General features: G+C 72.1%; 12 protein-coding genes. 10 read left to right on the forward strand and 2 right to left on the reverse strand.

Going from position 1 to position 14,248, the window contains the following annotated elements; translation table 11 throughout:
• The coding region (locus tag IEZ11_RS49390; RefSeq protein ID WP_189269675.1) for a 2-oxoacid:acceptor oxidoreductase family protein at nt 1-976 on the reverse strand (976 nt) is incomplete at its 3' end.
• Between the two features lie 515 nt (nt 977-1,491).
• On the reverse strand, nt 1,492-2,961 hold the full coding sequence (locus IEZ11_RS49395) for an MFS transporter (protein ID WP_229713977.1): 1,470 nt from the start codon (nt 2,959-2,961) through the stop codon (nt 1,492-1,494).
• Between the two features lie 595 nt (nt 2,962-3,556).
• On the opposite strand from IEZ11_RS49395, the gene IEZ11_RS49400 reads away from it, so the two are divergent.
• From IEZ11_RS49400 to IEZ11_RS49445, 10 genes are all read left to right on the forward strand, one after another.
• On the forward strand, nt 3,557-4,615 hold the full coding sequence (locus IEZ11_RS49400; protein ID WP_189269676.1) for a 3-oxoacyl-ACP synthase: 1,059 nt from the start codon (nt 3,557-3,559) through the stop codon (nt 4,613-4,615).
• Nucleotides 4,615-5,607, forward strand: coding sequence for a 3-oxoacyl-ACP synthase III family protein (locus tag IEZ11_RS49405; protein ID WP_189269677.1), 993 nt, complete (start codon nt 4,615-4,617; stop codon nt 5,605-5,607). The genes IEZ11_RS49400 and IEZ11_RS49405 overlap by 1 nt, the downstream gene beginning before the upstream one ends.
• A gap of 51 nt (nt 5,608-5,658) precedes the next feature.
• Complete coding sequence (locus IEZ11_RS49410; protein WP_189269678.1) at nt 5,659-6,546, forward strand: Phenylacetic acid catabolic protein; 888 nt, start codon at nt 5,659-5,661, stop codon at nt 6,544-6,546.
• Nucleotides 6,546-7,661, forward strand: coding sequence for a Phenylacetic acid catabolic protein (locus tag IEZ11_RS49415; RefSeq protein ID WP_189269679.1), 1,116 nt, complete (start codon nt 6,546-6,548; stop codon nt 7,659-7,661). Before IEZ11_RS49410 ends, IEZ11_RS49415 begins: the two co-directional genes overlap by 1 nt.
• A complete protein-coding gene (locus IEZ11_RS49420; protein ID WP_189269680.1) occupies nt 7,658-8,146 on the forward strand; it encodes a PaaD-like zinc ribbon domain-containing protein in 489 nt (162 codons plus the stop codon). The genes IEZ11_RS49415 and IEZ11_RS49420 overlap by 4 nt, the downstream gene beginning before the upstream one ends.
• Nucleotides 8,146-8,886, forward strand: coding sequence for an SDR family NAD(P)-dependent oxidoreductase (locus tag IEZ11_RS49425; RefSeq protein ID WP_189269681.1), 741 nt, complete (start codon nt 8,146-8,148; stop codon nt 8,884-8,886). Before IEZ11_RS49420 ends, IEZ11_RS49425 begins: the two co-directional genes overlap by 1 nt.
• Nucleotides 8,883-9,683, forward strand: a complete 801-nt coding sequence (locus IEZ11_RS49430; RefSeq protein ID WP_189269682.1) for an enoyl-CoA hydratase/isomerase family protein — start codon at nt 8,883-8,885, stop codon at nt 9,681-9,683. The genes IEZ11_RS49425 and IEZ11_RS49430 overlap by 4 nt, the downstream gene beginning before the upstream one ends.
• 5 nt (nt 9,684-9,688) lie before the next feature.
• Nucleotides 9,689-11,392: an AMP-binding protein gene (locus tag IEZ11_RS49435; RefSeq protein ID WP_189269683.1), complete on the forward strand. Its 1,704-nt coding sequence runs from the start codon at nt 9,689-9,691 to the stop codon at nt 11,390-11,392.
• 181 nt (nt 11,393-11,573) lie between these two features.
• A complete protein-coding gene (locus IEZ11_RS49440; protein ID WP_189269684.1) occupies nt 11,574-12,923 on the forward strand; it encodes an MFS transporter in 1,350 nt (449 codons plus the stop codon).
• A gap of 48 nt (nt 12,924-12,971) precedes the next feature.
• Nucleotides 12,972-14,201: a cytochrome P450 family protein gene (locus IEZ11_RS49445; protein WP_189269685.1), complete on the forward strand. Its 1,230-nt coding sequence runs from the start codon at nt 12,972-12,974 to the stop codon at nt 14,199-14,201.
• The last annotated feature ends 47 nt before the right edge of the window (nt 14,202-14,248 follow it).

Here is a 14,248-nt window from a genome sequence, read left to right on the forward strand (position 1 = left end):
GCGCCGCACCGATCCCCGCGATCTCGTCCTCCGCCTGGAACGTCCGCACCCCGAAGTTCTTGTGCTTCGACAGCTCGTGCAGGATGTCCGAGGCCGGCGTGATCGGATACGAACCCAGGAACAACGGCAGCCCCGCCTGCCGCGACGCCGCCACCAGACCATAGGCCAACGCCAGGTTGCCGGAGATGTTGCGGTACGTACCCGGCGGGAACGCCTTCGTGGCCGGAGCCACCTCGTACGAGACCGCGAAGTCCTCGGTCGTCTCCCCGAAGTTCCAGCCCGCCCGGAAGGCGGCGATGTTCGCCTCGGCGATCTGCGGCTTCTTGGCGAACTTGCTCCGCAGGAAAGCCTCCGTTCCCTCGGTGGGCCGGTGGTACATCCACGACAGCAGACCCAGCGCGAACATGTTCTTCGACCGGTCGGCGTCCTTCCGGGACAGGCCGCACTCCTTCAGCGCCTCCACCGTCAACGTCCCCAGCGGTACCGGGTGGACGCTGTAGCCGTCCAGGGTGCCGTCCTCAAGTGGGCTTGCCCGATACCCGGCCCTGGTCAGCGCGCGCCTGGTGAACTCGTCGGTGTTGACGATGATCTCCGCACCGCGCGGCACGTCAGCCAGGTTCGCCTTCAAAGCGGCCGGGTTCATCGCCACCAGGACGTCCGGCGCGTCACCCGGCGTGAGGATGTCGTGATCGGCGAAGTGCAGCTGGAAGGAGGACACGCCCGGCAGCGTGCCCGCCGGGGCCCGGATCTCCGCGGGAAAGTTCGGCAGCGTGGACAGGTCGTTGCCGAACGACGCGGTCTCCGACGTGAAGCGATCGCCCGTCAGCTGCATACCGTCCCCGGAGTCTCCCGCGAACCGGATGATCACCCGGTCCAGACGGCGGACCTCCTTCACTGGAGACGCCTCGACAACGGCTTCGGTATCGGTATCGGCATCGGCATCGGCATCGGCGAACAGGCTGGTCTGGCCAAGCATCGGAAGGCTCCTGTCATCCATGATCTTGCAGATCGCGGTGTCAAAGGACGCCGTACGCGGCCGCAGTCCGGCGGGATGGTCGATCCGATCACTGTCGACGTCGACGTCTCAGCCGTCGGTCGCCTTCGGATCGCTGGTGACCGGACGGGCAAGGACAGATCCACGGGCCGGGCCGGGGCCCGAGCTGTCGCAACCCACGAGGCTTCGTGCCGCGGGCATCGGTGTCGTCGGTGCGTCGGCGTGTCAGTGCGTCGGTGCTCCAAACACCCTGCGCGCGAGACTCGTTGCTCTCTGTCGGAGCGGCGGCGGCCGGGTCCGGGACGCCGTCCGGCGCCGCCCGTCCTGGTGCCGTATCGGGGTGACGGCGGTCGGCGGCCTGCTCGTCGGCCGTTCGTCCGCCCTGGCGAGGGCCCTGCGCGCGGCCGAGCTCAGGCCGGACCCCCGCCCGTGATCATCCGCGTCGTGCGCACACCAGGGCGCCCTTGTACCGGACGCCCGTCGCTGCTGAGAGTGCGTCAGCTCACCTGCGTGGCGGCATCGGTGACCTCCGCCGCCGACGCCGGGGCGGTGGCGGGTGCGGGGGCCGGCCGGGGCTGCTTCTTCAGACCGAGCCCGATGAAGGCACCCGCGAGCGTCCCCGCCGCGGCGACCCACCCTGCCGTCCGGAGCCCGTCCACCAGCGCGTGGGGGCCGGGGGCATGGCCGGCGTGGGCGTTCGCCACGGCGACCAGGGCCGCGAGGCCGAGGGCGCCGCCGATCTGGCGGCACGTGGAGGCGAGTGCCGAGGCGACCCCCTGCTGGGCCGGTTCGGCCCCGGAGGACGCGATCGCGACGAAGAGCGACGGGAAGGCGAAGCCACCGCCGGCGCCCCAGATCGCGATTCCCGGCAGCAGCGCCCAGTAGGAGCCGTGCGTGGACATACCGGCGATGATGGCGGCCAGCCCGACGGCGGTACCGATCGTGCCGAGGAAGAGCGTGGTGCGGACCCCGAGCCAGCCCAGCATCCGGGCGTTGAGCTTCATCGAGACCACCATGCAGACCACGGTCGGCGGCAGGAACGCGATGCCGGCGGCGAGCGGGCTGTAGTCGAGGGCCGTCTGGAGGTAGGTGGTGAGCAGGTAGTAGGTACCGCCCAGGGAGGCCTGGAAGACGATCATCGCCAGCATGGGGACGACCAGGCCTCGCAGGCCGAACAGCTTGAGCGGCACCAGCGGGTCGGCGGAGTACTTCTCGATCAGCACGAAACCGGCCAGCAGCAGCGCGCCGGCCGCCAGGGCGCCGACGCCCTCGATCGAGCCCCAGCCCTTTGCCGGGCCGCTCACCAGGCCGAACACCAGCAGCGTGGAGCCGATGGTGGCGACCACCGCCCCGAGGGCGTCGAAGCTGCGGCCGGTGCCGAGCGGGCGGTCGGGCGGCAGGATCCGAGTGGCGGCGAACGCCGTGACCAGCGCGAGCGGGACGTTGACGAAGAAGACCCAGCTCCAGCCGAAGGCACTGGTGAGCACGCCGCCGAGCAGCGAGCCCGCGGCCAGGCCCGCGCTGCCCATGGCGCCCCAGACGGACGTGGCCCGGTTGCGCTCGGGGCCCGGGGCGAACGTGGTGAAGACGAGCATCAGCGTCGCCGGTGTCAGCAGCGCACCGCCCACGCCCTGGACCGCGCGCGCGGCCACCAGGAGCCCCGCGTTCGTCGCGAGTCCGCCGGTGAGGGAGGAGAACGCGTAGATGACCAGACCGGTGACCAGCATGCGCCGCGGGCCGATCCGGTCTGCTGCGCGGCCTCCGAACAGGAGCAGTCCGCCGAGCGCGACCGCGTAGGCGCTGACGACCCACTGCAGCGACTGTGCGGAGAAGCCGAGTTGGCTACCGATGTCCGGTAGCGCCACATAGACGATGTTGTAGTCGATGGTGACGATGAACTGGGTGAACGCCAGCAGGGCGAGGGTGTACCCGGCCCACCGTGGCGATCGGGAGTCTGAGGTGGCCATCGTGCGGCTACTTCCTTCGGGGTGAGCGGGGCGGGGACCGCCCGGGGTGGATTTCACCGTAAAGAATAATCCCTTCGTGAAGGTATGTAAATCTGGGGACGGCGACAGGACCGGCCAACTTCACACACGCGGCGCGCAGTTGACACTCCGCCACCGCGACCCTGCGCCGGGGCCACGCAAAGGACCAGACCCCGGCGGCCCGCACTCCCCCGGCGCGCATCGGCGCCCTTGCGCAGGGTGCCCCTGTGCAAGTGGGGACGGTCCTCACTTGCACAGGGGCCTGCACCTTCCCCGCGGGGAAGGACGACACAGGCGGCGCCCGCAAGGCCGGCGCGACCCGGGAGCCGTTCGCGGACATTGCACTCGGCCGCCTTCACATACCTCTGCGAAGGTATGCGACTCTGGGCGGGAAACCGCCGGTGGCCCAGCGCACCAGTGCCCGCTCCCGGTGATGGACGGCCTGCGGAGCGCACCACGCCAGGCAGGGCGTGCCCCCTTCTCCCCGGCCGGACGAACTGCCGAGCACTCACCCGGCCCCACTCGTCGGCCGGTGACCCGCACTCCATACGGATCCCGAGCTTTCGAAGGAGCCTGCATGAAATTCGGAAACGATCTACGGATCAAGACCGTGACCTCGTGGTTCCCACCGGACCGCGAGAACGTCGAGGACGCCGTGGCGGCGGGGAAGCTGACCGACTCGGACGCGGAGCGGCTCGGCGTCAGCCGGCTGCCGGTCTCGGCCACCCTGTCCGCTCCCGAGATGGCGGCGGAGGCCGGCCGTGCCGCGCTGAGCCGGGCAGGCTGGAGCCCGTCGGACCTGGGGCTGGTCCTGCACACCTGGATCTACCACCAGGGCCATGACATGTGGTCGCCACCGCACTACGTGGCGAACGCCGTGGGCGCCGGCCACGCGACGCCGTACGGCGTCCAGCAGGGCTGCAACGCGGGCGCGCTGGCGCTCCAGTTGGCCGCGATGCACCTGGCCGCCGACGCCGGACTCGGTGGTGTGCTCGTCACGACGGGCGACCGGTTCTGCCCTCCCGGGATGGACCGCTGGACCTCCGACTACGGCCTCGGCTTCGGTGACGCGGGGACCGCTGCGCTGGTGCACCGAGGCGGCGTGGGGAGCGACGACTACGCCCTGCTGTCCCTGGCCACGGCGACCGACGCCCAGTTCGAGCTGATGATGCGGCACGGCAACGACTTCAGCCCGGCGCCCATGTGGCACGACGGCTTCATCGACCTGCGCACTCCCAAGAAGTCCTATCTGGCGGAGTACGGCAAGGAGAAGTTCGCGAACGTCGCCGGACTCAACATCCGCAAGGTGATCACGGACAGCCTGCACGACGCGGGGCTGGAGCTCGACGACCCGCGGATCAGGTACATCGTGCTGCCGCGGCTCGGGGCGAGCCTGCTGGACGACATCTACGGCCCGGTGATCGGCGAGCTGCTCAAGGCCGAGCCCCTGCGGTTCGGCTCCGCCACCGGCCACCTGGGGTGCGGGGACTTCCTCGCGAACCTGGCCGACATGCGGGACCGGGCGCCGCTCCAGCCGGGCGACGTCGCGTTGGTGGTCAGCGGCGGGGCGGCCTGGACCTGGGCCTGCGCCGTCGTCCAGATACCGCGGGAACACGCTTCGGCGGAGGGCGTCTGATGGGCTTCGGATTTCTCGGACTCGGCGGCCATGTGCCGCCGTTGGTCGTGGACAACGCACAGGTCGCCGAGTGGACGGGCGCGGACGAGGACTGGATCGTCGAGCGGACCGGCATCCTTGAGCGCAGGTACCGGGAGCCCGGCACCGTCACGTCCGACCTGGCGCTGCACGCCGCGCGCGAGGCCCTGGACGCGCTGCCGACGGCGGTGGACCGGCTCGGTGTGGTGATCGTGGCCACGTCGACGCCCGACCAGCCGCAACCCTCCACCGGGGCGATCCTCCAGGACAAGCTCGGCCTGTCCGACATCCCGGCGTTCGACGTCAACGCGGTGTGCTCCGGTTTCCTCTACGCGCTGGCGGTCGCCGACTCGATGCTGTCGGCGCGGCTGGCGGGCCAGGGCGGTGACCACGCCCTGGTGGTCGGCACCGACATCTACTCCTCGCTGATGAACCGCTCCGACCGGCGCACCGTCAGCCTCTTCGGCGACGGGGCCGGCGCGGTGCTGCTCGGACCGGTGCCGGACGGGTACGGCGTGCTGGGCTGGCGGCTGGTCGCCCACGGCGAGCACCGTGAGCTGGTCGAGGTGCCCGCCGGCGGCACCCGTCAACCGCTGGACGCCCGCAGCCGGGAGGCCGGTGAGCACCTGTTCCGCATGCGGGGCCGGGAGGTGCGCGAGTACGCGCTCGGCGTGCTGCCCAAGGTGGTCGGTGAGGCGCTCGACTCGGCCGGAGTACGGCTGGAGGACGTGGACCGCTTCATCCTGCACCAGGCCAACACCCGTCTGGTGGAGGCGTGTACGCGGGAACTGGGCGTCGACCCCGAGCGGGTGCCGCTGACCGCACCGCAGTTCGGCAACACCGCCACGGCCTCCATTCCGCTCACCCTGCGCGCGGAGAACGAACTGAGGCCGTTCCGGCGCGGCGAGCGCCTGGTGCTGGCCGGAGTGGGCGGCGGCATGACGGCGGGGGCCGTGGTCGTCCGCTGGTACTGAGCCCCCGAGACACCGCTGGAAACCATGCAAGCGCTGCGAGAGGAGTGAGACATGCCGACAGCGGCCGCGGCGGGACTCCGCTGCTACGAGCTGTGGGACCCGATGCCCGACGAGGTGCGGGAGGGCGCCAGGCGGTTCGCCACCGTACAGGCGCTCAACGAGCTGGTGGGCGTGCTGCCGTTCGCCGAGTGGCTGGACCGGGCGCCCAGCTACACCAGGCGGCAGATGCTGATGGCCAAGGTCCAGGACGAGGTGGGCCACGGGCATGTGGCCGCGCGGGTCGCCGAGGACCTGGGCATGCCGCGCGAGCGGATCCTCCTGGACTACCTGGAGGGCCGCTCGAAGGTGCACAACATCTTCCACTACTCCTTCGCGTCCTGGGAGGAGTTCGGCCCGGGGCTGCTCCTGATGAACTCGGCGGCGATCCTCCAGTTCCGGTCGCTGACGAAGGGCGTGTACCTGCCGTACGCCCGCGCGCTGCGCAAGATCGAGCGCGAGGAGTCCTTCCACTACCAGCACGCCCTGGACCTGACCCACGAGGTGCTGACGCACGGTGACGCCGATCAGCGCCGCCGGGTGCAGGAGGGGTTCGAGATGTGGCTGCCGCGGGTGCTGGCGTACCTGGGTCCGCCCGACACGGAGACGCTGCACGCCAACCGGATGTACCAGATCGGCCTGAAGCCGGACGGCAACGACGAGCTGCGCCAGGCCTGGCTGAGCAAGATCATCCCGGTCTTCCGGAAGCTCGGCGTGCATGTGGATCCCGCGATGGTCCGTCAGATGCCGTCCGGTGAATGGGAGTTCGCCATGCCCGACTGGGCCGAGGTGAAGAAGGTCGTCGCGGGCGGCGGCCCGGCGTCACAGCGCCGGCTGGACTGGGTGCGCGGTGCGCTGGACCGCAACGCGCGCTACCGGCGCGCGCTTCGGGGGGTGGCGTGATGCCGCACGTTCCCACCGACGACGACGTCTACGAGGTGTTCGCGCAGACCGGTACCGGCTCGGCGCTCAGCCACGTCGGCTCCCTCGTCGCACCGCGCCGGGACGCCGCCTGGCACCTGGCCAAGGAGACCTACGGGCGCCGCGACGACCTCTTCCGGCTCTGGGTGGTCCGGCGCGGCGACCTGATCGTCTCCAGCGCCGGTGACCGCGGCCTGTTGGCCGCCAAGACCCGGATGCCGCACCGCCAGCCCGGCTTCCCCACCACACGGCGCCGCGACCGCTCCGCCGCCCCGGACGCCACCATCGCCGCCCCGGCCGCCACCGTCGCCACCCAGGCGGCAGCGGCGCGGGAACGCCCCGGCGGCTCCGTGTCCGAGTGCGGCGACGCGCACGGGGTCGCAGGTCGCGCCCTCGACGGGCTCTGGCTCGCGCTCGCCGACGACCTGTTCGTGCTGGGCAACCGGCTGGGCGAGCGCATCGTCGACTACATCGACCTGGAGGAGTCGCTGGCGGTCGGCTCGATCGGGCAGGAGGCGCTGGCACACGCCGAGACGGTCCTGGCGCTGCACGGATTCGACGGGCCCGCCGCCGACGCCCACTTCTTCGAACGGCCGCGGGAGCAGTGGCAGGTGTCCCGCGTCATCGGCCGGCTCGGCGACTGGCCGTCCACTGTGGCGTGCGGTCTGGTGATCGCCGCGGCGGTCACCGTGCTCGCCGAGGAGCCCGCCGCGCACGAGCCCGCGATCGCGGCCGTCCGCGACGAGCAGCTGGTCCACCTGGACCACTGGCGGCGGTGGGCACGGGCACTGGCCGCCTGGCCCGAGACGAGCGAGGAGTTCGCGCAGGCGTACGCCGAGGTGACACGGAGCGCCGGCGACCTGTTCGGCGCGGGCCCGCGGGACGTCCCGGCGGATGCGCCGCCCGGCCCGTCGGCCGCGGCCGCGGAGCTGCACGGGCGTCTGGCGGCGCTGATCCGCGACAGCGGCGGCCCCGGATCGCTCCTGCCCGACCTGCCGGTCGCGAGGGCCGCGGGGAACGGCGGGAGCGTCCTGGCCGACTGCCTCGCGCACGGCCGTGTCGTCCGCGAGCACTACGCCCCGGAGGTGTTCCGGTGAGCCCCGACCCGCTCACCGGTGTGGTCGCCGACGTGCGCGATCCGGAGATCGACGTGGGCCTGGGCGACCTCGGAGTGGTGCGCTCGGTGGCCAGGGCCGACGGCCGGATCGTGGTCCGTCTCGCCCCCACCCGGCTCAGCTGCCCCGCCCGTGGCGAGATCGCCCGGCGGGTACGGTCCGCGCTCACCGACGCGGCGCCGGGCAACCGGATCGAGATCGTGTGGGAGCGCGGCGCGTGGCAGCCCACGGCGGTCACCGACGCCGGCCGCGAGGCGCTGCGCACCGCCGGTTACCGCGTGGCGGGCGCCGTTCCCCGGTGCCCCTACTGCGGCAGCGAGGACGCGGTGCGGGCCGGCCGCTTCGGCGGCGCGGTGTGCAAGGTGCCCTACGACTGCCGGGGCTGCGGCTCGCCCTTCGATGTGATCGGTACGGCCGGCTGCTCGGCCGTGCTCCCGGTACCCGACGTCACGCAAGGAGGATCATGATGAGGCTCGCCGGAAAGACGGCCGTGATCACCGGGGGCTCCCGGGGACTGGGCCGGGCGATCGCGGAACGCTACCTGCTGGAGGGCGCGCGGGTGGTGTGCGCGGCACGCAGCCCGTACGACATCAAGGAGGTCCTCGACCTCGCACCCGGCCGTGGCGCGTACGTCCCGGTCGACGTCACCAGTGACGACTCGGTCGCCGCGCTGATGGCCGAGACCGCCGAGCGCTTCGGCGGCGTCGACATCCTGGTGGCCAACGCCGGTGTGAGCCGGGACGGGCGCGTGGACCGGCTGCCGGTCGCCGACTGGCAGGACATGGTGGCCACCAACCTGACCGGGGTGTTCCTCTGCACCCGGGCGGCGATTCCCTACCTGGAACGCAGTCCGGCCGCGCGGATCGTCAACGTCTCCTCCAGCATGGCGACCCGGGTCGCCATCGGGGCGGCCGGCTACTGCGCCACCAAGGCCGCGGTGGAGATGTTCACCCGGGTCAGCGCCATCGAGCTCGGCCCCCGCGGCATCCTGGTCAACTCCCTGGCCCCGGGCATCCTCGACGAGGGGATGGGCCAGCAGCTGACCGCCAACGACAAGATCTGGGCGCGTTACAAGACCCGGCTGGCGCTCGGCCGGCCCGGCGGCGCCGACGAGGCCGCCGACGCGGCGGTCTTCCTGGCCGGCCCCGAGTCGAGCTACGTCAACGGCCACGTGCTCGAGGTGAACGGAGGCCTGCTGTGGTCATGACGACCGCACCCGCGGTGGAATCCCTCGCCGCGTGGCTCGACATCGACGGAGCGGTGGGCATCCTGCGCCTGGACCGGCCGCCGCTGAACGCGCTCGACCGTGCCGCGCAGTCCGCGATGCGCGCCGCCGCCGAGCGGGCCGCGGCCGACGAACGGGTCCGGGCGGTGGTCCTGTACGGCGGGCCCAGGGCGTTCTCGGCGGGCGGCGACATCAAGGAGATGGCCGCGATGACGCACGGCGACATGGTGCGCCACGCGGCGGTGCTCCAGGGCGCCTTCGACGCGGTGGCGGCCATCCCCAAGCCGGTGGTGGCCGCCATCAACGGACCTGCCCTGGGCGGCGGTTGCGAGCTGGCCCTGACGGCCGACGCACGTATCTGCGGCAGCGAGGCACGCCTCGGGCTGCCCGAGGTCCTGCTCGGCGTCATCCCGGGAGCCGGCGGCACCCAGCGGCTGCCGCGGCTGATCGGCCCGGCCAAGGCCAAGGAACTGATCTTCACCGGACGCCAGGTCGGCGCGGACGAGGCGCTGCGGCTGGGCCTGGTGGACCAGGTCACGCCGACCGACCAGGTGCTGGAGACCGCACTGCGGTGGGCGCGGCGCTTCGAGAAGGGTCCCGCACTGGCCCTGCACGCCGCCAAGACGGCCGTGGACCAGGGCCTGGCCACCGACCTGGCTGCCGGGCTGGCGGTCGAACGGTCGGTGTTCGCCGCCCTGTTCGCCACCGAGGACCGGCTGACCGGCATGCGGGGGTTCGTCTCCGACGGGCCCGGCCGCGCGACCTTCGACGGGAGATAGCCACCATGTCCACAGCGACCGGCGCGTTCCAGCGCGCCCGTGACCACCTGCTGTCCTCCTACGGGGACCTGCCGCGCGCCCGCGCCTTCCCCCGGCCCGACCTGGGCGGCACGTTCAGCTGGGTCGCGGACTGGTTCGACGTCGTCTCCGACGGGAACGACGCCACCGCGCTGCGCGTGGTGGACCTGGACCGGCAGGGCGCGGTCCTCGCCGACACGGCGCTGAGCTTCGCCGAACTGGCCGAGCGCTCCCGTCGGGTCGCCGGCTGGCTGCGATCGATCGGTGTGGGGCGCGGGGACCGCGTCCTGCTCATGCTCGGCAACCGGGTGGAACTGTGGGAGTGCGTGCTGGCCGCGTTCCGGCTGGGCGCCGCGGTGATCCCGGCGGCCGTCCAGCTGACACCCGAAGACCTGGCCGAACGGCTGGAGCGGGGCGGGGTGCGGCATGTCATCGCACAGGCCGACCTCACCCACAGGCTCGACGGCCTGCGCGGCGGCTGGACCCGCGTGGCCGTCGGGGACCGGGTGGCGGGCTGGCAGGACTACCAGCGGGCCTACGCCGCGGCACCGCTGCGCGAGACGGTACGGACCCGGCCCGAGGAACCGTCGCTCGTCTACTTCACCTCGGGAACCACCGCCCGTCCCAAGATGGTCGGGCACACCGGGCTGAGCTATCCGGTCGGCCACCTGTCGACCATGTACTGGCTCGGCCTGCGCCCCGGCGACGTGCACCTGAACATCTCCTCGCCCGGGTGGGCGAAGCATGCCTGGAGCTGTCTGTTCGCCCCCTGGAACGCGCAGGCGACGGTCCTGGTCGTCAACCAGCCGCGGTTCGCGGCACGTCCGCTGCTGGAGATGATGTCGCGCTGCGCCGCGACCTCCTTCTGCGCGCCGCCCACCGTGTGGCGGAGCCTGATCCAGGAGGACCTCACCCGGTGGCCGATGTCGCTGCGCGAGGCGGTGGCCGCCGGAGAGCCGCTGAACGCGGAGATCGTGCACCGCATCCGCGACGCCTGGGGCGTCACGGTACGGGACGGCTACGGGCAGACCGAGACGACCGCCCAGATCGGGACCCCGCCCGGGATGCCGATCGTCGAGGGCGCGTTGGGCTGGGCGTTGCCGGGCTACGACGTGGCGCTGCTGGACCCGCAGACCGGCGCCCCCGTGCAGGGCGCCCTGGCGGAGGGCGAGATCTGCCTGCCGCTGGCCGGCCGGCCGCTCGGCCTGATGAGCGGGTACCTCGGCGATCCCGAGGCGACCGCACGCGCCCTGCACGGCGGCCACTACCACACCGGGGACTTCGCCACCCGCGACGCCGACGGTCTCTTCCGCTACCTGGGACGCGGTGACGACGTCTTCAAGGCGTCCGACTACCGGATCTCCCCCTTCGAGCTGGAGAGCGTGCTGCTGCGGCACGCGGCCGTCGCCGAGGCCGCGGTGGTGCCCTCACCCGAGCCGCTGCGGCTGGCCGTGCCCAAGGCGTACGTGACGCTCACCGCCGACTACCGGCCGGAGGCGCGGACCGCGCAGCAGATCCTCGCGCACGCCCGTGAGCACCTCGCGCCCTACAAACGGATACGCCGCATCGAGTTCGCGGAACTGCCCAAGACCATCTCCGGCAAGACGCAGCGGGCCGAGCTGCGCAGACGCGAGGAGCAGCGGGTCGCGCGCTCGGCGCAGGAGTGGTGGGAGGAGGACTTCCACAGCTAGCCCCCCGGGCTCGACCGGTCGCGGCCGCCGGACGGCGCCGGCCGCCGCGGACCGGACGCACGTCGTCCGACCGGTGCGCGGGCCGCGCCGCCGGCGGACGTTGCACCGGCGCGGCCCGCCCGGGTCCGGCTCCGGCCCCGGATTCCCTCCGCACAGTCGACCACCGAGCCTCGGAGACGCCATGCATCCCGTCCTCACCCCCGAGGGGCAGCGCAGACGAGCCGTACTGAGCAGCCTCATCGGCAACAGCATCGAGTTCTACGAGTTCCTCGTCTACGGGGCGTTCTCGTCCCTGTACTTCGGCAAGCTGTTCTTCCCCTCCTTCGCCCCCGCCACCGGAACGCTGCTGTCGCTGTCGACGTTCTCGGTCGCGTTCGTGGGCCGGCCGCTCGGCGCCTTCGTCTTCGGGCACCTCGGGGACCGGCTGGGCCGCAAGACGACGCTGATCACCACGCTCACCGTGATGGGCGGCGCGACGGTCCTGATCGGACTGCTCCCCACCTACCGGACGATCGGCGTCGCCGCCCCGGTCCTGCTGACGGTCCTCCGGTTCGTCCAGGGATGCTCACTGGGCGGGGAGTCCAGCGGCGGATTCCTGATGGCGCTGGAGAGCGCCCCGCCGAACAGGCGGGGCCTGCTCACCGCGGTCGTCGGCACCGGCAACGCCTGGGGGCTGCTGCTGGCCAACGGTGTCCTGCTGCTCGTCACGGCGCTTCCGGACCGGCAGGTGCTGTCCTGGGGATGGCGGCTGCCGTTCCTCTTCAGCGCGGTGCTCGTGGCCTTCGCGCTGCGCGTCCGGCTGCGGCTCGCGGAGACCCCCGAGTTCGAGCGGGCGAAGTCCGAGGGCGCGGTCAGGACCGTACCGGCGCTCGACCTCCTGTCGCGCCACGCCCTGGTCACCCTGTGCGCGTCGCTGTCGGCGCTGCCGATGTTCCTGGTGTTCTACCTCGGGTCGGTGTTCTCGCTGAAGTACGGAGCGGCCATCCACGCGAGCCGGCCGGAGATGCTGACGCTGCTCGCCGGGTCGTGCGTCTTCCTGATCCTCGCCGTGCCGTTCTTCGGCCGGCTGGGTGACCGCCACGACCGCAGGAGGGTCTTCGTCGGCGGCATCGTCGTCATGACAGCGGCGCCGTTCGCCTGGTTCCCGCTGCTCGACACCAGGTCCTTCCCGCTGATGGCGCTCGGCTTCCTGGCGCTGTTCGCCGGGTTCGCCGCGAACTACGGCGTGCAGGGCGCGTTCTACCCGCAGTTGTTCCCCACGGCGCTGCGGTACTCCGGGATGTCCATCAGCTACAACGTGGGCGGCCTGCTCGGCGGCGCCGTCAGCCCGCTCATCGCCACCTCCCTGCTCAGCAGGTACCACAGCTGGACGCCGATCGCGCTCTACATGGCGGCGGCCGGCGTGATCGGCCTTGCCGCCTCGCTGTTCCTGCGCGAGCGCTCCGCCGACTCGTCCCCGCGACACACCGCCGAACCGACCGCGGCAGCGGCAGCGGTCGCCTCTCCTGACGTCGCGACCGCCAGGGGCTAGCAGGGACCGGCGGAAATCCCCGTGCCAACTCCACTGAGGGAGCACTCCATGTCGTCCATGTCCATCACCAGATGTCCCGTTCTCGATCCCACCGGCCGTGCGATGCACACCGAGGCGACCTCGCTGCGCGAGGCACCGGCCGTGCTGGTGGAACTTCCGGGGCCGGTCCGTGCCTGGGCGGTCACCCGGCACAGCGTCATCCAGGCGTTGACCAACGATCCGCGCGTCTCACGCGACCTGCGGCGGCACTGGCCCGGTCTGGACCGTATGCCCGAGGGCTGGCCGCTCGCCGCCCTCGCCCTGCAACAGAGCTTCTTCAACTTCTACGGCGAGGAGCACCGCAGGTCCCGGCGGCGCGTCGCCCCCACGTTCTCGCCGCGGCAGGTGGCGCGGATGCGTCCGCAGGTCCAGGCGACCGCCGACCTCCTGATCGACGCGCTGGCCGAACTGCCGCCCGGTACCGTCGTCGACGTGCGTCAGGCCCTGGCGCTGCCGCTCACCATCACGGTCATCTCCGACCTGTTCGGTGTCCCCGACCACCTGCGCACCAGGATCGGCAAGGGGATCGACGCGGTGCTGAACTCCTCCCTCGGGCCGGAGGAGGCCCTGGCCGCCAACAACGCCCTGTACGAGCGGCTCGGCGAGTTGCTCCGCTACAAGCGGGAACACCCGGCCGCCGATCTGACCAGCGACCTGCTGCTGCCGTCCGACCCCGGTCAGGAGCCGATGCCGGAGGACGTGCTGCTCGGCACGCTCTTCCTCATGATCGGCGCCGGCTACGAGACCACCGTCAACCTCATCACCAGTGCCGTCCAGGCCGTGCTCGACCATCCCGAGACCCTCGCCCGGATCCACGAGGGGGCCATCGGCTGGCCGGACGTCATCGAGGAGACGCTGCGCGTCGAGGGCCCGATCATGCACATACCGATGCGGTGCGCCCTCGATGACATCGACCTGGGAGACGGCGTCGTCATCCGCAAGGGCGATGCGATCACCGTCGGCTTCGCGGCCGCCGGACGCGACCCGGAGCTGCACCCGCAGTGCCCGGAGCGCTTCGACCCCACCCGGTCCAGCAAGGAACACCTCGCGTTCGGTCACGGTCCGCACTTCTGCCTCGGCGCGCACCTCGCCCGTCTGGAAGCGGACGTCGCCCTGAGCACGCTGTTCGGCCGACTCCCCGATCTCGCCCTGGCGCATCCGGGCGAACAGCCCGCCCGCGTGGAGTCCTTCATCATCAACGGTCCCGTGGGCCTTGAGGTCGTACCCAGGCCTGCGTGACGTGCCAACGCCGTCGGCGCCGCCCCCGAGGACCCGGGGGCGGCGCC

The organism is Streptomyces fuscichromogenes, assembly GCF_014645815.1.
In the GTDB taxonomy this organism is placed as follows: domain Bacteria; phylum Actinomycetota; class Actinomycetes; order Streptomycetales; family Streptomycetaceae; genus Streptomyces; species Streptomyces fuscichromogenes.